Origin of the sequence: Viridibacillus sp. NPDC096237 (assembly GCF_050278625.1) — a bacterium.
Lineage (GTDB): Bacteria > Bacillota > Bacilli > Bacillales_A > Planococcaceae > Viridibacillus.
This window is the reverse complement of record NZ_JBNNTI010000030.1, coordinates 24,179-45,032: the sequence shown is the minus strand read 5'-3', so window position 1 is coordinate 45,032 and position 20,854 is coordinate 24,179. Positions and strand designations below refer to the sequence as shown.

Sequence of the window (20,854 nt, the reverse complement as noted above, 5' to 3'; positions counted from 1 at the left end):
CTTAACCTCTTCCTAAAGAATCTTTTGCCAAATACTTAATAATCGATTCTCTCGTTATAATACCTAATATTTCATCACCTTGAGCTACCGATAAAGTTTCATGATCTGTCAAACTATTAAGGATTACTTGCAATGAATCTTTTACAGACACTTTGTGTAAAACTTGCAAATAGGCATGTTCTTTTGAAATGGGCTGGATGATACTTTGTATATTAAATGTATCGGACATATCCTGATTCAAACCAATAAATTCTCGAACAAAGTCATTGGCTGGTTTTTTCATAATTTCTTGAGGTGTACCAAGTTGTACAATTTCCCCTTCCTTCATAACGCATATCCTGTCTCCAAGTTTTAAAGCCTCTTGCATATCGTGTGAAACAAAGACAATTGTTTTTTTTATTGTTTGCTGTAGGTCTAGAAGGTCATCTTGTAACTTAGTACGACTAATGGGATCTAAAGCACTAAATGGCTCATCCATTAGAATAATTTCAGGATCTGCTGCTAAAGCACGAACTACACCCACTCTTTGTTGTTCTCCACCTGAAAGTTCTGCAGGTTTTCGTTGACTATACTTATCTGCTTCAAGTCCGACCATATTTAGCAACTCACGAATTCGCTTCTGAATCTGTTCCTTGTTCCACTTTTTTAGTTCTGGCACAATGGCAATATTCTCTTCAATCGTCATATGTGGAAAAAGTGCTATTTGTTGAAGGACATACCCAATATTCCAACGTAACTCATTTATGTCATAATCGCTTATTCTTTTTCCTTCAATTCGAATAGTTCCTTCAGTCAAATGAATTAATCGATTAATCATTTTCAATAAAGTCGTTTTCCCACAACCACTTGGACCTATAATGACAAAGAATTCACCTTTTTTTATTTCCAAATTGAGAAAGTTTACTGCCGGTTGATTGTCATCATACTTTTTAGATACATTCTCAAATACGATCATTTCATAACCCCTTATCTTTTCGTATTAATTTTAAATTTTAACTTACTATTTTAAGTATGATTTACGTCGTGCTATTAACAACAATATTATTTAGCTTACTTAAATCACACATGTTATATTCTCACATTGATTGTACAAAAAAAATGCACAACAATTAAAGTTCTTTAAGCAACTATAACATTTAAAATTTTATCCTCTTATTGATATCCACCTCTAATTATTTAAAAACGCAGTTATATGCATATATAAATACCTCATTTGCATTTTCTTTAAACCTTTAATAAACTTCTATTTAATCATTTCTATATCAAATATTGATAACCTCTTATATTGTTGGATATTTTACTTGCATTTTTAATTTATTAGCGTATAATTTATATTTAGGTGCCAAACCTACGTAATGTTTGTTTTCGAACTTTCATTACAAACTAAGATTCCATAACGACTCGGATTGTCGGGAATCTTTTTCTTTTTTCTAGCAGGCAGATGAGCGCCTGCTTTTTTTATGCTCTTTTTTAAACAATCCCCGCTTTTTATTCTTCTATCTAATTAATACATAGTATTGAATTCCTTTAAAATACTAAAATCAACTCTAATTTTGAAGTGCGGACTTCAGACTGAAGACAAACTCGAAAAAAAAGAGTGTTCTACAGTCTTTTTTTATACAGGATAGATCAGGTTTTCCGAAGCTTACCACTGCTTTCCGCGAGCGAGCGCCGAGCCGCTTCGTCGCTACGCTCCTGCAGGGTCTCGTCTGTTTCGCTTTTCCCGCAGGAGTCGAGCAGACGCTTCTCCAAACCAATAAAATGCTACCTCCTACTTTTCTATTGACTCATTCATTTTAATAATTGAAAGTAATAATAATCTTGAGTTATGACGGAAAATGATGGACGAGAAATCAAAATCATGAACTCGACCAATTAGAGACAATTACAATTGAACAACTATTCTACGATTGCCTGCCTTATTCACGTACAAAAACAAACGCTTTCTATTTAACACCATAATTTCCATTAAATAACTTATACTGTTCACAAGCAAGCTGTATGAAATCTTCTAAATAAGAAAAAATATATTTATCCTTATGCCATGCAAGTTCAGTAAAAACAGGCTCCATTGTAATCGTATTTTCTAGTTCTATTAGTAGTCCATTTTCTAACTCTTTTTTAACTGCCATTTTAGGCAACAATGTCATACCTACTCCTGCAATTACGCACTGTTTTATTGCTTCAATACTAGAAAATTCTATCATTTGTTCAGGATAAAAACCTTCTAATTGACACTGATACTCAAATTGATTTCGATATGAGCAGCCTTCTTCAGTTAATAATATCGTTTCTTGAGCAACGTTCTTTATTGTTAAAGTTTTAATTTGTGTTAAATGATGCGTTGGTGCCACTACAAATACTAAATCTTCTTCGATTAATTCCTTTTTACAAAGCATTGTTGTTTCTTTATGTGTATCCGTAATAAAAGCCAAATCCAGATTTCCCGATTGCAATAAATCCTTGGCAACCTCAATAGTATGAACAGGCTTAAAGACTATTTTCACCTTCGGATGACGATTTTTATATAATTGCAATATTTTAGGTAAACGATAAGTACATTGACTTTCCTGCGCTCCAATTGTTAAAGTCACATTCGATTCATCTTGATTAGATAATGCTTCTCTCATGGTTTCATCAAGATCTATCATCTTTTTTGCATATTGTTTTAATTGCTTACCGGCATCTGTTAAATAAATTCGTTTTCCTAAACGCTCAAATAAGGGTACCCCTAATTCTCCCTCTAAAGACTTGATTTGAGCAGTAATACTAGACTGTGCGTAATCAAGTAATTCTGCTGTTTGCGTAAAATTTAATGTTTTAGCAGCAGTTAAAAATGTATGTAAGTGCTTAATATCCATGTTCTGCTTCACCCCTTAATCGTTTTTACCGATTAATTTAATCGAATTATTCATCTTTATTAATAATGAATTTAAGTTTAAGCTTTTTATAGACGAAAGTATAGAGAGGATTGACATATATGAAGATTACAACATTTATCGGTAGTTCAAGAGAAGAAAGTAACAGTAAAATATTGGCCGATTTGGTGACGAAAGATATAAAACATAATAAAATTGATTTAAAAAACTTATCCATTCAACCAATTCATGATTTACGCCATGCCGATGGTGGCTTTCAATTTGTAGACGATGATTATGACACAATCATAAACGCTTTATTAGAAAGTGACCTAGTCATTTTTTCAACTCCAATTTATTGGTATACTATGTCGGGTATTATGAAAAACATGATTGATCGTTTAAGCCACGCAATACGTGATGATCGATTCCCACAGTTTAAAGAACACTTAAAATCTATGGAAGCCATCGTAGTAGCTGTAGGTGGAGACGAACCAAAAATAAAAGGACTACCTCTTATTCAACAATTCCAATATACTTTTGATTTCTTAAATATACGTTTTTCATCTTACATTATAGGTGAAGGTAATAAACCAGGTGATATTTTACAAGATCAGCAAGCAGTAGCGCAAGCTAACCTATTAAATAAACAATTAAAGGATTTAACATAATTGTAGGAAATACCCTTCGTTTTGAAGGGGCTTTCTTACTCCTAACATCTTATCATTTGAAAACGTGATCAACTACTCGATTAGTTGTTTTCAAGAAACCCGCTATCATTCATAAAATCAATATTTAATCAACAAATTATTTCCTGGAAAATAAAAAAACGCACATTAGCCTAAGCCTTACTAGTCATGAAACGTACTAATGATACTTCTTATTTGTTTTATCTACTAAAGTTGTTTTTATAGTGTATGTATTAATTGCTATCGTCCTTTCGTAATTCCTTATTTCTACTACTTTCTATACTCCATTAACCAACAATCCCTTAGCTCGCCTTCATGAAGCTCTTGCTTCGGCAAATACTTCACCTTTTGAAAACCGCATTTCTCATAGCAATGAATGGCTCTCGCATTCCATGCTTGCGGATCCATAACAAGGATATCAGCCTTTTTCTCGTTGACTAAGTATTCCTTCATCGCTAAAATAAGTTTGGTGCCAACACCTTTATTCCAATAACTAGATTCGCCAATAAATTGATCTAACCCATAAATAACATCAGCGTCGTTATTGTAGCCATAAGCAATCCTATCCTCATGCTCTAAAGGATAAAACTGAATATAACCGATGCTCACTCCATCGTATTCAATAATACATCTAGTCTCTTCTTCGTTAACATCGTAAAATTTTTCATGCACTTTTTCAATATCAAATGTATTATCTTTGCCTTCGTAGTATGTTAAAATATCTGCGTCTGAAAGCCATTTGGCAAGATAAATATCATCTTTTCTTTCTAACTTTCGAACTGCTAATTGTTCATTTTGTAATATCATATATATTCTCCATTCTATGTTAAGATAATTTGCACACGATTTTTAAAAAAATAATAGAATATGTTCACCCTCAACCCATATTTTTCATATATTTTTGTTATTTTAGTATGATTTCGGTCAAAATGAGCATAAAAACACCATTTTTACAATCAATTAAGTATCATTTAAGTTACAATTATATATAAGTTTCGTAACACTTGTAACAGTTTTATAACAAATTCATTGATTTGTCCCTATACCCATGATTTTCATGATTTAATTGAAAGAGTGTTAATTTAATTTGACATGGGAAATGAGCACTAGTTTCATATTCCTTATTCAGAATTGATATAAAGCTTAAACTGTATTGGCTTTGAAACTTAAAAAGGAGATTATCATGTCTATATCTACTCAAAATGAAAATAAGAATCTCAGCACTCAAATTGCCCAATATATTTTAGCGCAAAATGAAGCTGTTCCTAATAAATCTGTCTATATTAATTTTGCCAAGCAACTGAAACGTGATAAAAAAGTTGGCCAAGCAAAAAAATTATTAGAAGAAGGTTCAAAAATATATCCACTGAACCTATCTATCCATACTGAATTGATGAAAATTTATGTTCGTCAAAAAAGTTGGAAAGATGTGGCAAAGCATTTACCGAGAATTTTAGTTAATATCCCACGAAAAACAGAATCTACACTTACTTATAAGTTATACAAATACTTGATTAGTAACAGACACTATTCTGAAGCGAGTGAAATACTTGAGCTGCTTGTGAAGGTAAACCCTACGAATGAAACACTTCAATATGAATACGTCCAGTTGGCATTTGCCTCAAAGAATTGGCCTATTGCTATTCAAAGAGTTGAAGAACTCGTGCAATTTTTAGGTGAAAAGGTACCTGCTTCGGTGCTCGTTGACTTAAGTATTGCCTATCAAATAGTAGGCGAACATGAAAAAGCTAAATCATTATTCGCAGAATGTTTGACTAAGTATGCAGATGAGTTGCCTGAACTATTTGTTGATGGATATCGTAAAGTCACTTTATTTGATAATGGTGAAAGTAGAATTGAATTCTATAAATTCATTGAACCAACAAACACTTTATTCGCAACCTTTGATTCCATTGATAAAACATGGGAAAGAACACCATTTGCTTTCAACTTATTGAAGAAAAAGAGAGTCGATTTAGTCTCTTTAAGACGAAGAACAACGAAAAACTATCACCAAGACATCTCACGAGAAGAATATTACGAGACTGTTGCAAAATTGGCTGATGGATATGACAAAAAAGTTGCATACGGTACTAGTTTAGGCGGATATAGCGCATTGTATTTTGGTTCGACTATCGATTGCAACATTTTGGCACTTAGTCCAAGAAACTCTGCACATCCAAACCATGGGACTAAGATGAGAGTTGAAACTATCTTCCAACATGAGTTACAACATCCATATAATCCAACGATTACTCCGACGATTATTTACGACCCTAAAGAATCAATTGATAGTAAATATATGAAAAAAGTAATTAGTAAATCTTATCCAAATGCGAAATTTATCTACTTCCCTTATGCCGGACACCGTATTTCCATTTACTTATCTCAAATTGGTGTATTAAAAGATATTGTAGCTAAATTTATGGGGGAAGAAGAGATTCCAACTTATGAACGTGCACTCCGTTCAAAATCAACTGAATATCATCGTATTTTAGCACTACATTGTGCAAAAACTAACAAAAAGAACTGGGCGCTTCAATTGGCTGATGAATCCATCCGATTATCACCGACTTATGATCGACCACGCGTATTAAAGGTTGAGCTTTTACGTGATTTATATCGTATGGATGAGGCATTTGAAGCTGCTTATGAAGGCCTAGAACTATTCCCTAAATACACAAGATTACATTTATTATTAATCAGTCTATTTGAACAGGAAAATCAGTATAAAGAAGCATTTAACGCAGTCGATGAAGCACTCAAAGTGAGCAAATCGCCAAAGCTAAAAGAAAAAAGAGAAGAATTATTAGCAAAAGTTGAAATTCTTGCTACCGAATAATCCTTATACAAAAAACATCGTAGTGCACTACACTTCGGTGTTTTTTGTATTAATCTTAGCTGAAATTATCTTCTACTTTACTTAATCAGAATCACCTATCTGTTACACAATAAATACTTAGTATCTTAATTTCTACTATAGCAGCGCCGTGTACTTTTCACGATAAATAAGCAAGGATGATTCTAACTGTTCATCATATATTGACGAACATAAATTTATTAAGTTCCACCAGTTCTTTATTCATCGATTGTCCAAAGTTCTATTAGAAATCCTATAGATTCTTCTTCCTCTAATTATTAATATCAAAGCAGTGCTAAAATGATTTTAGAATCTAATGAACATCCATGGTAGCTTGTCGATCAAGTTTGTTCACCTGGAGGTACTACAATTCAAGGTGTCACTTCCTTGCAAAACGACCATTTCGCTAGTACCATTTACGATGCAGTAACTGCAGTTATTAAAAAGGACGAAACTTTATCATAAAATCTTCGCAGACAAAATATTTCGCTACTTTGCGTTCAATTCTGTCTGCTTTTTGTTACCTTAAAACAAATACCTACCTTTCTTATAGGAATAGTGTATAATGATATTAATCTAACTTTGAAATTGAAAGGATGATTTGATGAATAATTTAATGTTTAACTTAACAAATACATCTAGACAATATATCGCTGACGCCAATAAATCACCTAAATATTATACTCTTCAACCCTCGGAGGTTCGAGCTGCAAGAGCTCTTAGCCCGAATCCTTTGATAGACTTACCATTATTAAAACAAATTACGAATCGTAAAATACCTGTTCGAGACGGTAGTGAAATTAATGTTCGTATATATACCCCAAACGGGCAAGGCCCTTTCCCTATGATAGTTTATTATCATGGAGGAGGATGGGTATTCGGTAATTTAGAAACGGCGAATGCAGGATGTCACTTGCTAGCCGCTGAAGCAAATGCCATCGTTATTTCCGTCGACTATCGATTAGCTCCCGAGTATAAATTCCCGACTCCTATACATGACGCCTTTGATGCACTTCTATGGGTCTATGAGTTTGCCGCAGAGTTAAAAGGAGATTCTTCGAATATTATCGTTGCTGGTGATAGTGCAGGCGGTAACCTAGCAACTGTTGTAACGCATATGGCCAAAGAACAAAATGGTCCGCTCATCACTGCACAAGCACTAATCTATCCTGTGACGAATATGGATATGACTACCGCATCTTATGAAAACTATGCTAATGACCTTGGGTTAGATCGTGACGCTATGAAATGGTTTGGTGGGCACTATGTTAATAATGAAGAGAATTATCAACATAGTGCAGTTTCCCCTCTCCAACAAAAGGATTTATCTAATTTACCTAAAGCGCTTATTATTGCAGCTGAATATGATGTTCTTTTTGATGAAGGAATGGACTATGCAAAGCGGTTAAAAGAATCTGGTGTTCCAACACAACATACGGTTATGCCCGGATTAATCCATAGCTACTTTAGTAAGATGGAATTTTTTGAAGAAGAGACGAAAAAAACCGTTCAGCTAATTGCTAATTTTATAAGAAAATAGAAAAAACGCTTGGACAATCTATTTTCCAAGCGTTTTTTCTTAATTACTATTAAACTTCATTTTTATGAAAACGTCCTTTATACACATAAGTTAGCGTAATAAAAATGTAAATTGCTAATGTAATACTAGTAACGATAATAGAAGTTGTGAAAATGATACCGATTAGGATTGCACTTAAAGCAATGATGGCAAACCAAGTTGTATATGGGAACCACTTAACAGCATAAGTACTTGTTTGCTCAGGCTGTTTTTTACGCGATTTTACATGAGCAACCGCAATGATTAACCAAATACATAATACTGTATACCCTAGGGATCCCATTAGAAAATCAAATGTCTTACTCCCCGCAAATAATGAAATTAACACGCCAATATATAAAACAGATGTACATAATAGTATTGCATATACAGGAACTTTCTTTGCCGATAATTTTGAGAAGACTTTAGGAATACGTCCGTCCATAGCTTGAGTATACAGAACGCGTGATGATCCATATAGTCCAGAATTCATCGATGAAATAATAGCAAGTAACACAACCGCATTCATAATATGGTCTGCACCTGGAATACCAATCATTTTAAATACCATTACAAATGGACTTTCTGGTACACCATTAACTTCGTTCCAAGGAATTAAGCTGACAATAATTAAAAATGGTATTAGATAGAAAGAAATAATTCGCACTAATGTACTACGAACTGCTTTTGGAACTACTTTTTCAGGATTTTTCGTTTCAGCTAATGTGACACCAATAATTTCTGTTCCTCCGTATGAGTAAATTACTACAAGCATCGCAGTAATTAACCCTGTTGGGCCATTCGGAAAGAAACCACCATGACTCGTTAAATTAGAGAATCCGACCGCTGTATGATTACCAAAAGTGACAAGTAATAATATGAACCCTGCTATGATAAACACCACAATAACGGTAATTTTAATTAACGCAAGCCAGTATTCTGTTTCAGCAAAAGCTTTAACTGATAGTAAGTTAATGACTGTAACTAAGACTGACACGGATAACGCAAGTATCCAAATTGGATAATCTGGTAGCCAATATTGAATGAAAATCGCAGCAACGATAGATTCAGCTGTAATGTTTAATACCCACATCTTCCAATAAATCCAGTCTAGAAAATATGCTGGGTACTTTCCTAAAATCGATTGAACTAAATCTCTAAATGTTCTTGCATTACTATTGCGGACTGCCATTTCAGCTAATCCTTGCATAACGAATAATAGAATGACACCACCAATTAAGTACGCTAGTAGCACGGATGGACCTGCCATATCAATGGCTGCACTACTCCCTTTAAATAATCCTGCTCCAATTGCCCCACCTAAAGCCATCATCGTAATATGTCGTGAAGTCATTGTTCTCTGTAACTTTTGTTTGTCACTTTCCATATCCTTACCTCCAATAATCAAAAAAAGCATATCGTCTCTTCCTTCATCATCAAATGAAAGAAGAGACGATATGCCTTAAGCAAACCGCGGTACCACTCTTATTGGTTCTTATTTACGAACCCTACTTTAAAAACCTGGTAACGAAGGTTAATCGTTAAAATAAAAATAATAGTCTGTCTATTATTTTCACACTACCACTCCTAGGCAAGTTCAAAGTATTATTGGACTGCGTTGCACCAACCCGCAGCTCTCTATACCAAATAATGAGCTTTTACTACTCCTAATCATTGCGTTTTGAAAAATTATTTCTGAAAATTTTAAATCAATATCCCATACTATACGGTCTTGTTTCAGGTTTGTCAACATTTTATTTTAGAGTAATTATTAAGTTATAATGTTATATACATTTTGGAATGAATTGTTCAAAATGGCGGTTTAAAATACAATTCAAAAGTCCGTATGTTGAGTACAACTAATAGTTTAGACCGTAAAGAGTCTTCGCACGAACACAGTCTGTTACTTTATTTTGAGGAATATCTAAGAAATATTTCAGCTGCCATTCTTGTGTTTTTTTTGCTTGTTTGCTTGTAGGTTTGTCCCAAGGGGGATAAACGCGTATAGCACGTTTACCCCCTTCTCCTATATTGGATATTATATCCTGCTCATTTAAAACCGCTTTGGGAAAGACAAATTGACCAAATAGATTGCCTTTTCTAACGCAAATTACAAAGAAATCAACTGTATCTGATATGTCATAAGGTTGAATTGGACCATCCCCAATTCTCTCCCATAAAGTCACAAATTGTCCGATTTTAGTAGGTGTAATTTTAGCGACACGAAATCTAATCGAAAGACTATTCAAGTTATATACATAAGCTCCATATGCAGCATTTTGTGATTCAATTAGCGGTTGTGAACACGTAAATTTGCACAGATTATAGACAAGTCCCTTGGTTTCTAGAAGATCATAATGAATTGTTTCATAGGCAGTCCAGGCGTTATGATAGCCAAGTTCCCCCTTTGACAATTCTCGTTTTTCCTCATCCTTCTCGCATAATTCACTCTTGTAGTTTACAAGCTTATTATTCATGAGTTAACCGATAGATAGATTTTAATGCTGCCGTCTTTACAATAATGTTCAAAATCCGTTTTATAAGCTCTGTTAATATCGCTTTTCCATATTTCTCCCCAAGCTTTATAAACACCTTTTGGATCACTATGATCTACTTCTATCACAAGGTATTTATCTGCTGGAATTATGACACTATCGTCATTTGTACTTTGCTCTTCAGTACCGATATGGAGATCATAATCGTCTGTAAAATCACTTGCATAATTAGTATAAACAGCATAAATCTCACCTTTTGGATTTAGGCCAAGAAACTTTTCCCACAGTCCCACTATAGCCTCTGTATTTTGATTATTGGTTCTAATACTTCTCCCATAAATATGTTTTTCAGTAATTGCTGTATGCATGTTAATTCCTCCTACTAGTTAATATAAAAAGAATAGCATTCATAATATGACAACAGTTTGTCAGCTTTTATAAATAATTTGAATTTCTTTCATGTATTCATCTTTTAGCCATTGCGGTGATAGGATCTTTACACGGCTACCAAACATCAATATAAATGGCAGTATATTTTTATTTACTTCATAATGAAAAGCTACCGCAATACGTCCATCTTCAAGAATCGATATTTCATCATCAGTAAAAAAATCATATAATTTACCAAGTTCACTTTTGGCAAACTGTAAAATAATCTGCTCCATTTGCTTTTCATTCCCTAAATTAGCATTGCTATGACTATAAGCTGTTCTAGTCTTGTCCTTAATTACTTCCATATTTCTTATCCTTGTTAATTTGAATAATCTCAAAGCCTCTTTATCCTCACAGTAAGCCTCTAAATACCAGCTACCATCCATAAAATTCAGTTTTAATGGTTGAATAATACGACTAGAAATATTCGCGGTCTGAGACACATAAGAAATACAAATTTTATAGCCTTCTTCAATAACAGAAAGTATATTTTTTACCTTTAGTTTTGTTTCTTCTTCAATTGTTTTTCGGTGTAATGTGGATGATAACACCGTGATTGGCGAATGATACTCTTCATTATTTTCTTGCAAAAGTTCTATTTTTCTTTGTAAGATTGAAAATTGATGACTATCAAATAGTTCATTTTTCAATGATAACCCTTCCAATAAGAATTTCTTTTCTTCTTCATTAAAGGTAAATTTATCTAATTGATAAGTATCAATTAACGTAAAACCGCCATTTTTTCCTAGATACGAAATTATCGGAATACCGATTGATGATAATGCATCCATATCCCGATAGATCGTTCTTTTACTTACTTCAAATTCATTTGCTAACTCTTCAGCAGATACTTTCTTTTTCTGCAATAAATAAATCAATATCGAGAGCATTCTCTCTGTTTTCATGGTCTATGTATCCTCCAAATAGGTTCTAATCTAACTTTAATAATAATAAGTACGATTTCCAATTACTTTCGACACTATTTTATCGAACATAGTAACAATTTTCTATACATATGCTAGATAGTCGATTTATATCGTTTTAATTTTCAAATAAAGACGGTATAACTTTAATCATTAAAGAATGTGAAGAATTTATTACTATTTTTGTGTCTAAAAAGTACTATCTAGGTGGAAAAATGCTCTGATTCACTGGAAGTTTTGCAGATTATAAGAGATACTATAAGATAGAGCTTAAAATGTATTATTATTTATGATTAATAGGAGAGAGGTTTACAATGCAAAGTGATGTAAAAGTTGATCAGAGTGTAGAATCATCGCCCGAAACGATGCCGACGCAGCCTCTATCAAAAATATTAGCCCAAACAGTTAAGACCGGAATTATCAAATCAAACTTGATCCCTATGATTGCAGGATTAACATTAGCTTTATATAAAAATCAAATAAGCCCGTTTGAGAAAACTTTAGAGATTATCTGTGCGCTATTTGGTACTGCTTTAGTAATTGGTGCAGCCGGTGCATTTAATAATTTATATGACCGAGATATTGACGCTGTCATGCAAAGAACGAAAAACAGACCAACTGTAACAGGTACTATCAATGCTAAAACTGTCCTTATTTTAGCTATTTCAATGACGATTATTGGATTAGGTGCACTTGCTTACGCAACACCAATGGCTGCACTTATGGGATTCCTAGGTTTATTTGGCTATGTAGTTCCATATACAATGTGGAGTAAACGCAGAACTATATATAATACAGAAATCGGAAGTATTTCAGGTGCAATGCCTCCACTAATTGGTTGGGCAGCGATATCTCAAGATATATCGCACCCAGCTATTATCGGATTATTTGTCTTAACTGTGTTATGGCAAATGCCTCACTTTTATGCAATTGCGATTCGTAAGCATGACGATTATAAGGCAGCAAACGTTCCAATGCTTCCTGTAGTTAAAGGTATGCGTCGTACGTATATTCAAACAAATGTCTATTTAATACTATTAATTGGCGCGAGCCTTTTACTCGGGACTCTAAGTATTGGTCTTATGTTAGTAGCAGTCATTTTAAGTATTTGGTGGCTTCTAATCAGCATTTCAGGGAAAAGAAAAGAGAACCCAGAGAAATGGGCAAAATCAATGTTTATTTTCTCTCTTTATCATATGACTATTTTATTCTCAACAATTATCATATACTCTCTAATCGGTATATTCTTTAAACTATAAAGCCTACAAAACAAAACCAGCAAACGAGAAATTATTCTCGGAGCTGGTTTTTATCTATTATTCTTCTTTTTTTCAATCAACTTATATTCCCCACCTGCATCTATGACACTTCTTTCTATCAAACTTCGAATTTCAAATGCATGCCCATTTTCTTTTATAGTAAGCTTCTCACCATCTTTAAATTTAAATTCATAATATGTAACCTCTGGGTCCATTTTATAAAAATTGACCTTTCTTACTTGATTCCATTCATGACTACTTTCCTTTTTTGCAAAAATCCCTCTATACTTGATAGTATTATCTGTTATTGTAACAAAGGACTTAGATACGCCGTAAAAAAGAACACTACTGCCAATTAAACAGCCGATGGCTAACACAATTGAAGTTTTTTTCAATTTTAATAGAAATAGTAAGGATAGTCCTAAGAATATTAAAAACCATCCCGTTCCATACACCCAATAATTTATTGACGGTGCATATACTAAGCGCACTCCATATTGATAATATAATGTATGTGCAACCCCTAATGGAGCCAACAAAACAAATAGAGGAGAAAATAACAATGCACAAATGGCTAGTACCATGAAAATGTGACGCGTTTCATATCTCTCATAGAGCATTTCAGATACACCTCTCACTTCTTTTTAATTAGGTAATTATCTATGGGAGTATATACACCCTCTTCCCACTTTCTTGCTATTTCAATTGTTTCATACTCGAAACAATCTATAAGTGGTACAACTTTGAAATAACATGTGACTCTATTATTAACTCCTACTCGGCTTCGTGCATCTCCTTTAAAGAGCAGCATTCGATAAGCATTTTGTGTACTAAATTTCAATGTAGTTAAATCCTTTGCAGCGTCATAATTGAAATATTATAACCTCCCTATAAATCACCTACTAACAATGTTAAAGTGGTACATGGAGGTTTTTATATGAAAAAAACAAGTATGTTTATAATTTTATTAATTGCTATTGGATTAATTTTTGAGCTTACTGACTCAAATGATTCAAACAAATCAACAGATCAGCCTTTTACAGGTAAAGCGTCAGATGTATTAGTACATATAATCGACATCGGCCAAGGAGATTCTATTTTACTACAGTCTGAAAATGAAAATATTTTAATAGACGCGGGTAATAAAGGGGCTGGCGATGAAGTCGTTTCTTATTTACAGAAGAATAATGTGACAACGTTAGACGCTGTCATCTCTACTCACCCAGATGCTGACCATGTTGGCGGCCTTGCTGAAGTCATAGATTCTATAAAGGTAAAGAAAGTGTACGCACCTAAAGTAAGTCATACAACAATTGCTTACAAGAATTTCTTAACTGCTGTGAAAAACCAAGGTTTGGGAATTACACAAGCAAAAACTGGGGTAGAAATTCCGACTACTGAAGAAAATTTATCATTAAAATTTATCGCACCTGTTAATACATATAAGCAAAGTGATTTAAATGACTGGAGTGCAGTTTTACTATTACAAAATGGTAATAACAAATTCTTATTTACCGGTGATGCTGAATTCCCTTCTGAAAATGATATGCTAGCCAAAGATTTAGTGCCACAAGTGGACGTTCTAAAAGTAAGCCACCATGGAGCTGAGGAAGCGACGTCTGAAGCGTTTTTAGCAAAAGCAAAACCAACATATGCAGCTATTAGTGTAAGTGCTACCAATGGCTATGGTCACCCTACAGCAGCTACATTAAATCGACTAAAAAAAGTGGGTGCAAAAGTATATAGAACCGATAAGCAAAGTAATATTATCTTCACATCAAATGGTTCAGAAATATCCGTAAAGGACAATCAATAATGAAAACTGGGATAATCGACCGTTTCGAAAGTCAAATAGCCGTCATAGAGTTTGAAAAAGACATGCAGGATATCGCCATTTCCGAATTACCGAATGGTGCCCAACCTGGTGATGTCTTAATCTTTCACCAAGGAAAAGTTACAATTGACCCTTCAGCTAGACATACACGAGATAAGGAAATCCATGAATTAATGGAAAACCTATTTGAAGATTAATTTCCGATTAGCCAGGCGAGTTTAATACGCCTGGTTTTTTTGACTAATTTTCATTAATCTCAAAGTTACTTTCCTTACAGAGTTAGTTAATAAAACTTCACTTGAAAAGCAATGGATTCACGCTGACTTAGGTATTCGGAATACTCTTTTTTAAAAAAATTATTTATTATCGATTTTGGTGAGTCTAGAATCGGGCATCCTTAGTTTGATTTAGCGGCAATCCTCACATCAAACGTACCAGCATATTATAATGCAATTGAAATTAGACATTAAATCGATCGTTTTATCTCATGCTATTCTAAAATTGAATCTATAAATATCTCTTTATTAAAATACTTTATTTTTTTGTGGTTTATTCGCGGCTGCTCACAGCTTATAACAAAAAGCTTTTAATACAGCACTTTACTTCCTTAATATGTTCAACAAATATAAACTCGCTTTTACTGAAATATAGAAAGCTGCTGATGGAGAAAGTTTAATTCTAAACTCCAACAGCAGCTTTCTGCTAAATCTATAGTGTAGCTTTCACAAACTCAGCAAATTTCTCCTCTTCCTCAACAAATGGAAAGTGGTTACTTTCTTCAAATGTAAAAAGCTTGGCATTAGGGATTAGTCCAGCCGTTTCTTTTGAAAAATGATAAGGACATTGGGCATCATGAAGACCACAGTAGATATACGTTGGGACAATGATTTCCGGAAGCTGGGGTCTTAAATCATAATTTATTAATTCTACATACCTGAAGTAATTGAGACGTGCATTTACTACTTTTCCGCTATTTGGTCGATTAAAGTACTCATCATAGCGGTCTCTATAATAGATAGACATCTCAGTCCACTCACGATTTAACTTACGGCGCTCTTCCAACGGCTTTTTCGGATCATTTAATTGTTGCATAATCCCCCTAATACGTTCGTTGTTTTCATTTTCTTTACAGTATATGCTGTCTTTATGTTGCATATATTCTCTTGATGCTGAAGCTCCACCTACAATGATTTTAGTTAAAGCTTTTGGGGTTAAAATAGCATATATGAGCGCCAACATCCCCCCTGTTGAATGGCCGGCAAACGCCCACTTTTCAAACTGAAGTGCTTCTCGAATGGCTTCTAAATCTTTCACTGAATTTACCAAACTTAGATCATGCTCTGTAATGGAAGGTGCTGAATTGCCTGCACCTCTTAAATTTACTAAATAGACCGTATGATACTCCGTAAACTGGTTTGCGAAAGTATTACCATTTGCATTATATTCACTGTACAAATGCGTCACACAAAGGGGTGAGCCACTCCCTTTCACAAAATATTCAAACGTACCACTTGAAGTTTCAATTAACTTCTGTTCCCACATGATGATTCCTCCTTCATAAAAACAAGTTCATGGTGAACATCAAATCCTCCAGATTGGTATAAATGGATTGCACCTAGTTCAGTCTTTTTTACAGTTAGGGAAATTTCCGTTATTGCATCGTATGTAAATAAAAAGTCTAATCCATGCATTAGCAATTTTCCACCTAGTCCTTGCTTACGAAATCGATCATCAACGGCAATATACTCAATTGTACCTTCCCCGTTCTCGACATCCGCTTCCACATATACATAACCCTTTAATCCTTCGTCATCACAATAACAAAAAACAACTCGATTTTCGTTCAAACGTGACAAGATTGATAGTGCATCATAATACGTATTTGGAAATGCTATGTTATGCAGTTTTTGAAAGGCTTCTGCATTGGTTGAATCTAATTTATGGATACTTTCAGAACTTTCAAATACATGATTTTGACGTTCTTTATGTAATATATAGTGATGCCCTCTCATTTTTGTACCAACTTTTTCAGCAAAAGCGATCGCTTCTGTATTGTCAATATTAATGAAAAAATGAGGCTGTTCCAAAGGGATTGGTAGTTGTTCACATAATTTCATCCACATTTCAGGTAAAAGTAATTCTGATACACCTTCCTTAATAAACGGTCCCCAAACTTCTGCAGATTGATCATCCTCATCAAAATCTAGCCCTATAGAGGCATAAATCTGTTCATTTTCTATCGCGATTATCATAGAATTTTCAAAAGGTAAATCTGAGAATTCGTGTTTCAATGTAGATTTAATTTCTCTCTCATCTTGACCACAATAGCCAATATGATGTTTTGAAGTTGCGTTGCAACTGTACAAAAAGTGTGCCAGCTGTTCAATGTCTAGTTCCGTAGCCATTCTAATCATTTGACCACCTCCTTTGTAGATTAATTAGATGGAAATCGAAAGAAGCAAAGTGATAGACCATTTAAAAATACCCCCGATAATGGAAAAAGCTCGTCTTGATAACAGAGCAAATAAAATATCAATTACAGAAAAAACAGTGAATATTACTATAACGAGCTCAAGCTTCACTACTGGCCCACGCATATTTATTTCGAAAAAACACACATACATACATACTTACTTACTTACTTACTTACTTACTTACTTACTTACTTACTTACTTACTTACTTACTTACTTACTTACTTACTTACTTACACAGTAATTCACCAACATTGGTAAAGTCAAGATTATTTTACAAATTAAAACAATCATCTGTCCTTTGGAAGCGCTTTCGTATATACTATAAATAGGAGGGGATCGTTATGAATATGGTTTCTGTTACTTCATCAAAATTGGTAAATGTAGGTTTTGACCCTAGTGCTATGATTTTAAGAATCGAGTTTAGAGATGGTGTATTTGAATATTTTGGCGTTCCTGAGCGAATTTATATAGATTTGATGGAAGCAGACTCAAAAGGCATCTACTTTAAGCGTTATATAAAAGATCGTTTTAGATTTGTCCGTGTTTAAAAAGTAACGGCTAATTATTTTAGAAATACCCCCCGTAAAAGTTAGATTGGTGTCTAACTTTTACGGGGCAGTTCAATTCCATTGGCGACGCTTTTTCTTGTTACTTTAATATTTCATCAAAAAAAGAGTTACAGCTTACATTTTTGTTAAACTCTTGTGTCGTCTAAATGCATAAGAAAACCTGATAAGTGCTTTTCCACTCATCAGGTTTACCAACTATTAATAGCTCCCTAATCGTTCGAGATGCTTTTTAGCTAACTCATCGCCCGCACTTACAGCACGTTCATACCAAACAAATGCGCGATTTATATCCATAGCAACGCCCATAGCAAATTCGTACATTTCTCCAATCCGCACCTTCGCACTTGCATCACCTTGCATAGCTGCACACTTATACCATATAAGTGCTAGATCGTAATCTACAGTTGTTCCAATTCCATTTTGAAACATATACCCAACATTATATTCAGCATCTACATTACCTTCTTCCGCGGCTTTTTTATACCACTGAAAGGCCAGTTCCTTATTTTCCTTTACACCTATCCCTTGATCATATATATTACCCATTCGATATTGTGCTTCTGGATAACCATTTTCTGCTGAGGTCTTATATAATATCAGTGCTTGTCCCATATTCTCTTTTACGCTAAGACCTTGTTCATACATAATACCTAATGTGAATTGAGCTTCTTTAACACCAGCATTTGATGCTATTGTAAACCATTTTAATGCTTCATCTAGATTTTCTTTAACATATTCTCCATTAAAGTACATATCGGCTAGATTGTTGGCCGCATCAGCATGGCCTTGGAAGGCTGCTCGTTCATAAAGTTGAAAAGCTTTCTCTATATCTTCCTGAACACCTAGCCCTTCATAATAATAATTGGCCAAACAAAATTGACCTTCTGCTACATTTAATTCAGTCGCTAATTTATACCATTGGACTGCTTTGTCATATTCTTTTATATTATCGTAAAAGTAGCCAATCCCCGTCGTAGCTGTTGCAAAGTCACCCAACAACCCTTCTTGCATATACGCTGCTATCTGAGTGGATACAGTGAAATCAATATTTTGTATATCCTCATTTAATACCGCCATTAATGCGATCATTCTTTTTGCCAATTGCTTTTCTATGCGGAACACCTCATCTATATTGAAAATCATTTACAACCTTTACACACATATTTGCCAATAAACGTAATATGTATAACTAAAAAACAACTTCTATTCATTTTAGATAGTAGATAACTTTAAGCGTTATTTAATTTAATCTTTTTGTTATCAATATGGGATATCCTTTTCATTAAAACTACCACTTTAAGCCACTACCTTTACCTAGTCGAATATTTCACTTTATCTGCAATAACAACTACATTTCTACACTATTATACTTGAATAACCCCTTGCTATCATAGGATTTAGATGAGGAACATATGTTCTATTTTGAAAAAACAAAAAACAGACAGAGTTTATAAAAAAGCCACTAGCGATTTTTATTTCGCTAGTGGCTTTACTTATTAATAATTTACTTTTAATACGATGCTTTCAGAAATGCTTGGCTTTTTAACGGTAATATATACTTTACCGCCTTTGCTACTTAATGTTTTTAAACTCAGTGTAGCTTTTTTAGTAGTATTTACTGATGAAGCTAATAGTTTTTTCTTGCTTGCATCTGCATAAACCTTTACAGTCGATCCAGCTGTTAAATTTGAAACAATTACTTTATCGTTTTTAGTACCTTTTTTATTAATCACTTTTACATCTGATTTTTTAAGCTTTGTTGTTTTTACTGAAGTTTTTAACGTATAGGATACACGGTCATACATTGAATCCATCATATCTGCACTTACTTTTACATAATAAGTACCCTTTGGTACATATACAGATCCAGTATATTTTCTTTTAACTTTTGTTACTTTTAAGCCTTTAACCGTTTTCTTTTTATCATCTAATACTTTCATTCTAAACTTAGTACTACGTTTTTGATCTGCATAAACTTTCAAGAAACCAGCTTGTGGAACATTTACTTTGTAATAATCATCTGTATCAAAAAGGTTAAATGATGCATTATATGATTTGTTTAAACTGATTGGTGTTGCTTTTGAAGTAGTATTATTTGATTCTTTTTCATAGTTGCTGCCTGCTTTAAAAGATAATTTAGTACTGTAGTTTTTATTTTTTCCAAAGTCTAACTTATATGCTACAAGATAATATGTACCTTTCTTCAAACCAACAGAAATAGAATGCATTGTTGGATCATACCAAGTTAGTCCTGAATTTAAAGCATAACCTAATAATTCAACATCATTAAATGTGCTTTCCAATTTTTCTAGTGCTGACACATCAAAATTTTCGATATCTTCTAATTTACTAGTATCAAAATCATTTAATAGTACAAGAGCTATTTCACGTTCTTTAGGATTATTTAGTTTCATCGTAAATAATCCGTCCGATGGTATAGTAACTTTCATAACATCTGTTTGATCTTTGCCGAATTTTCTATCAAGCGTTTTTGATTTGTCTTTTGTTAAAGTAATCGTATCTACTTTAGTTGTTGCTGCTTCCGTCTTATTTGTTGATGTACCAAATGCTAACGCGAAAGCTAGTACAAGTGCTAACATCACTTTAAAGAAATTTAATTGATTTTTTTTCATAATTATCCCCCAATTTCATCTATCCAGTAAAATTATATACATAATTTTTTGACAAGTATATGGTTATTTAGGTGGATAATTAACATTTCAGCCTATCATTCATACTGAATCATAAGGAACACTATTTTTCATTAAATATCCAATTCATAAAAAAGAAGCTATCCATTAAATAAATAGCTTCTTTTTTTATACAGGATAGATCAGGTTTTCCGATGCTTACCGCTCGCTTTCCGCGGGCGAGTGCCAAGCCGCTTCGTCACTATGCTCC

General features: G+C 33.6%; 20 protein-coding genes and 1 other annotated feature. Of the genes, 8 read left to right on the top strand and 12 right to left on the bottom strand.

Annotation, left to right across the window (positions count from 1 at the left end):
- Window position 1 precedes the first annotated feature (1 nt).
- Entirely contained in the window at window positions 2–955 is a 954-nt protein-coding gene (locus ACQKMD_RS15580; RefSeq protein ID WP_427753057.1) for an ABC transporter ATP-binding protein, read from the bottom strand.
- Window positions 956–1,946: 991 nt separating this feature from the next.
- Window positions 1,947–2,861, bottom strand: coding sequence for a LysR family transcriptional regulator (locus ACQKMD_RS15575; protein ID WP_427753056.1), 915 nt, complete (start codon window positions 2,859–2,861; stop codon window positions 1,947–1,949).
- Between the two features lie 119 nt (window positions 2,862–2,980).
- On the opposite strand from ACQKMD_RS15575, the gene ACQKMD_RS15570 reads away from it, so the two are divergent.
- Window positions 2,981–3,529, top strand: a complete 549-nt coding sequence (locus tag ACQKMD_RS15570) for a flavodoxin family protein (protein ID WP_427753055.1) — start codon at window positions 2,981–2,983, stop codon at window positions 3,527–3,529.
- Between the two features lie 288 nt (window positions 3,530–3,817).
- Here ACQKMD_RS15570 and ACQKMD_RS15565 read toward each other — a convergent pair whose 3' ends face one another.
- Entirely contained in the window at window positions 3,818–4,354 is a 537-nt protein-coding gene (locus ACQKMD_RS15565; protein WP_427753054.1) for a GNAT family N-acetyltransferase, read from the bottom strand.
- A 376-nt stretch (window positions 4,355–4,730) separates the two neighbouring features.
- On the opposite strand from ACQKMD_RS15565, the gene ACQKMD_RS15560 reads away from it, so the two are divergent.
- From ACQKMD_RS15560 to ACQKMD_RS15550, 3 genes are all read left to right on the top strand, one after another.
- Entirely contained in the window at window positions 4,731–6,389 is a 1,659-nt protein-coding gene (locus tag ACQKMD_RS15560) for a hypothetical protein (protein WP_427753053.1), read from the top strand.
- Between the two features lie 405 nt (window positions 6,390–6,794).
- Complete coding sequence (locus ACQKMD_RS15555; protein WP_427753065.1) at window positions 6,795–6,872, top strand: hypothetical protein; 78 nt, start codon at window positions 6,795–6,797, stop codon at window positions 6,870–6,872.
- Between the two features lie 139 nt (window positions 6,873–7,011).
- Window positions 7,012–7,947, top strand: coding sequence for an alpha/beta hydrolase (locus ACQKMD_RS15550; protein WP_427753052.1), 936 nt, complete (start codon window positions 7,012–7,014; stop codon window positions 7,945–7,947).
- Between the two features lie 49 nt (window positions 7,948–7,996).
- On the opposite strand, the gene ACQKMD_RS15545 is transcribed toward ACQKMD_RS15550, so the two are convergent.
- The 4 genes from ACQKMD_RS15545 to ACQKMD_RS15530 form a co-directional block, all read right to left on the bottom strand.
- Complete coding sequence (locus ACQKMD_RS15545; protein ID WP_427753051.1) at window positions 7,997–9,352, bottom strand: amino acid permease; 1,356 nt, start codon at window positions 9,350–9,352, stop codon at window positions 7,997–7,999.
- A gap of 58 nt (window positions 9,353–9,410) precedes the next feature.
- Window positions 9,411–9,649, bottom strand: a binding site (T-box leader).
- Between the two features lie 175 nt (window positions 9,650–9,824).
- Window positions 9,825–10,379, bottom strand: coding sequence for a MepB family protein (locus ACQKMD_RS15540; protein WP_427753050.1), 555 nt, complete (start codon window positions 10,377–10,379; stop codon window positions 9,825–9,827).
- Between the two features lie 59 nt (window positions 10,380–10,438).
- Window positions 10,439–10,828 carry a GyrI-like domain-containing protein gene (locus tag ACQKMD_RS15535; protein WP_427753049.1) on the bottom strand — a complete coding sequence of 130 codons (390 nt, stop codon included), beginning with the start codon at window positions 10,826–10,828 and terminating at the stop codon, window positions 10,439–10,441.
- Between the two features lie 60 nt (window positions 10,829–10,888).
- Window positions 10,889–11,797 (bottom strand): helix-turn-helix transcriptional regulator, encoded by a 909-nt coding sequence (locus ACQKMD_RS15530; protein ID WP_427753048.1) that lies wholly within the window; start codon window positions 11,795–11,797, stop codon window positions 10,889–10,891.
- 332 nt (window positions 11,798–12,129) lie between these two features.
- Here ACQKMD_RS15530 and cyoE point away from each other — a divergent pair, with 332 nt between their 5' ends.
- The gene (gene cyoE, locus ACQKMD_RS15525; RefSeq protein WP_427753047.1) at window positions 12,130–13,074 is read left to right on the top strand and encodes a heme o synthase; all 945 of its coding nucleotides are present in this window, start codon (window positions 12,130–12,132) and stop codon (window positions 13,072–13,074) included.
- A gap of 50 nt (window positions 13,075–13,124) precedes the next feature.
- On the opposite strand, the gene ACQKMD_RS15520 is transcribed toward cyoE, so the two are convergent.
- On the bottom strand, window positions 13,125–13,694 hold the full coding sequence (locus ACQKMD_RS15520; RefSeq protein WP_427753046.1) for a hypothetical protein: 570 nt from the start codon (window positions 13,692–13,694) through the stop codon (window positions 13,125–13,127).
- 317 nt (window positions 13,695–14,011) lie between these two features.
- Here ACQKMD_RS15520 and ACQKMD_RS15515 point away from each other — a divergent pair, with 317 nt between their 5' ends.
- Window positions 14,012–14,890, top strand: a complete 879-nt coding sequence (locus ACQKMD_RS15515) for a ComEC/Rec2 family competence protein (RefSeq protein WP_427753045.1) — start codon at window positions 14,012–14,014, stop codon at window positions 14,888–14,890.
- On the top strand, window positions 14,890–15,105 hold the full coding sequence (locus ACQKMD_RS15510) for a DUF3006 domain-containing protein (protein ID WP_427753044.1): 216 nt from the start codon (window positions 14,890–14,892) through the stop codon (window positions 15,103–15,105). The genes ACQKMD_RS15515 and ACQKMD_RS15510 overlap by 1 nt, the downstream gene beginning before the upstream one ends.
- Window positions 15,106–15,616: 511 nt before the next feature.
- On the opposite strand, the gene ACQKMD_RS15505 is transcribed toward ACQKMD_RS15510, so the two are convergent.
- On the bottom strand, window positions 15,617–16,450 hold the full coding sequence (locus tag ACQKMD_RS15505) for an alpha/beta fold hydrolase (protein WP_427753043.1): 834 nt from the start codon (window positions 16,448–16,450) through the stop codon (window positions 15,617–15,619).
- Entirely contained in the window at window positions 16,432–17,322 is an 891-nt protein-coding gene (locus ACQKMD_RS15500) for a GNAT family N-acetyltransferase (RefSeq protein ID WP_427753042.1), read from the bottom strand. Before ACQKMD_RS15500 ends, ACQKMD_RS15505 begins: the two co-directional genes overlap by 19 nt.
- Window positions 17,323–17,725: 403 nt before the next feature.
- Between ACQKMD_RS15500 and ACQKMD_RS15495 the strand changes: the two genes are divergently transcribed.
- A complete protein-coding gene (locus ACQKMD_RS15495; RefSeq protein WP_427753041.1) occupies window positions 17,726–17,932 on the top strand; it encodes a KTSC domain-containing protein in 207 nt (68 codons plus the stop codon).
- 219 nt (window positions 17,933–18,151) lie between these two features.
- Here ACQKMD_RS15495 and ACQKMD_RS15490 read toward each other — a convergent pair whose 3' ends face one another.
- Both ACQKMD_RS15490 and ACQKMD_RS15485 read right to left on the bottom strand, forming a co-directional pair.
- Window positions 18,152–19,096 (bottom strand): tetratricopeptide repeat protein, encoded by a 945-nt coding sequence (locus ACQKMD_RS15490; protein ID WP_427753040.1) that lies wholly within the window; start codon window positions 19,094–19,096, stop codon window positions 18,152–18,154.
- Window positions 19,097–19,449: 353 nt separating this feature from the next.
- A complete protein-coding gene (locus tag ACQKMD_RS15485) occupies window positions 19,450–20,586 on the bottom strand; it encodes a hypothetical protein (RefSeq protein WP_427753039.1) in 1,137 nt (378 codons plus the stop codon).
- Window positions 20,587–20,854 lie beyond the last annotated feature (268 nt).

What these genes read in the sequence shown, in the direction of transcription:
- ACQKMD_RS15565 (WP_427753054.1), bottom strand. Translation starts at nt 4,354, where the DNA reads ATGATATTACAAAATGAACAATTAGCAGTTCGAAAGTTAGAAAGAAAA.
- ACQKMD_RS15485 (WP_427753039.1), bottom strand. Translation starts at nt 20,586, where the DNA reads ATGAAAAAAAATCAATTAAATTTCTTTAAAGTGATGTTAGCACTTGTA.
- ACQKMD_RS15560 (WP_427753053.1), top strand. Translation starts at nt 4,731, where the DNA reads ATGTCTATATCTACTCAAAATGAAAATAAGAATCTCAGCACTCAAATT.
- cyoE (WP_427753047.1), top strand. Translation starts at nt 12,130, where the DNA reads ATGCAAAGTGATGTAAAAGTTGATCAGAGTGTAGAATCATCGCCCGAA.
- ACQKMD_RS15510 (WP_427753044.1), top strand. Translation starts at nt 14,890, where the DNA reads ATGAAAACTGGGATAATCGACCGTTTCGAAAGTCAAATAGCCGTCATA.
- ACQKMD_RS15575 (WP_427753056.1), bottom strand. Translation starts at nt 2,861, where the DNA reads ATGGATATTAAGCACTTACATACATTTTTAACTGCTGCTAAAACATTA.
- ACQKMD_RS15515 (WP_427753045.1), top strand. Translation starts at nt 14,012, where the DNA reads ATGAAAAAAACAAGTATGTTTATAATTTTATTAATTGCTATTGGATTA.
- ACQKMD_RS15550 (WP_427753052.1), top strand. Translation starts at nt 7,012, where the DNA reads ATGAATAATTTAATGTTTAACTTAACAAATACATCTAGACAATATATC.
- ACQKMD_RS15490 (WP_427753040.1), bottom strand. Translation starts at nt 19,096, where the DNA reads ATGATTTTCAATATAGATGAGGTGTTCCGCATAGAAAAGCAATTGGCA.
- ACQKMD_RS15535 (WP_427753049.1), bottom strand. Translation starts at nt 10,828, where the DNA reads ATGCATACAGCAATTACTGAAAAACATATTTATGGGAGAAGTATTAGA.
- ACQKMD_RS15505 (WP_427753043.1), bottom strand. Translation starts at nt 16,450, where the DNA reads ATGTGGGAACAGAAGTTAATTGAAACTTCAAGTGGTACGTTTGAATAT.
- ACQKMD_RS15500 (WP_427753042.1), bottom strand. Translation starts at nt 17,322, where the DNA reads ATGATTAGAATGGCTACGGAACTAGACATTGAACAGCTGGCACACTTT.
- ACQKMD_RS15580 (WP_427753057.1), bottom strand. Translation starts at nt 955, where the DNA reads ATGATCGTATTTGAGAATGTATCTAAAAAGTATGATGACAATCAACCG.
- ACQKMD_RS15545 (WP_427753051.1), bottom strand. Translation starts at nt 9,352, where the DNA reads ATGGAAAGTGACAAACAAAAGTTACAGAGAACAATGACTTCACGACAT.
- ACQKMD_RS15530 (WP_427753048.1), bottom strand. Translation starts at nt 11,797, where the DNA reads ATGAAAACAGAGAGAATGCTCTCGATATTGATTTATTTATTGCAGAAA.
- ACQKMD_RS15495 (WP_427753041.1), top strand. Translation starts at nt 17,726, where the DNA reads ATGAATATGGTTTCTGTTACTTCATCAAAATTGGTAAATGTAGGTTTT.
- ACQKMD_RS15520 (WP_427753046.1), bottom strand. Translation starts at nt 13,694, where the DNA reads ATGCTCTATGAGAGATATGAAACGCGTCACATTTTCATGGTACTAGCC.
- ACQKMD_RS15570 (WP_427753055.1), top strand. Translation starts at nt 2,981, where the DNA reads ATGAAGATTACAACATTTATCGGTAGTTCAAGAGAAGAAAGTAACAGT.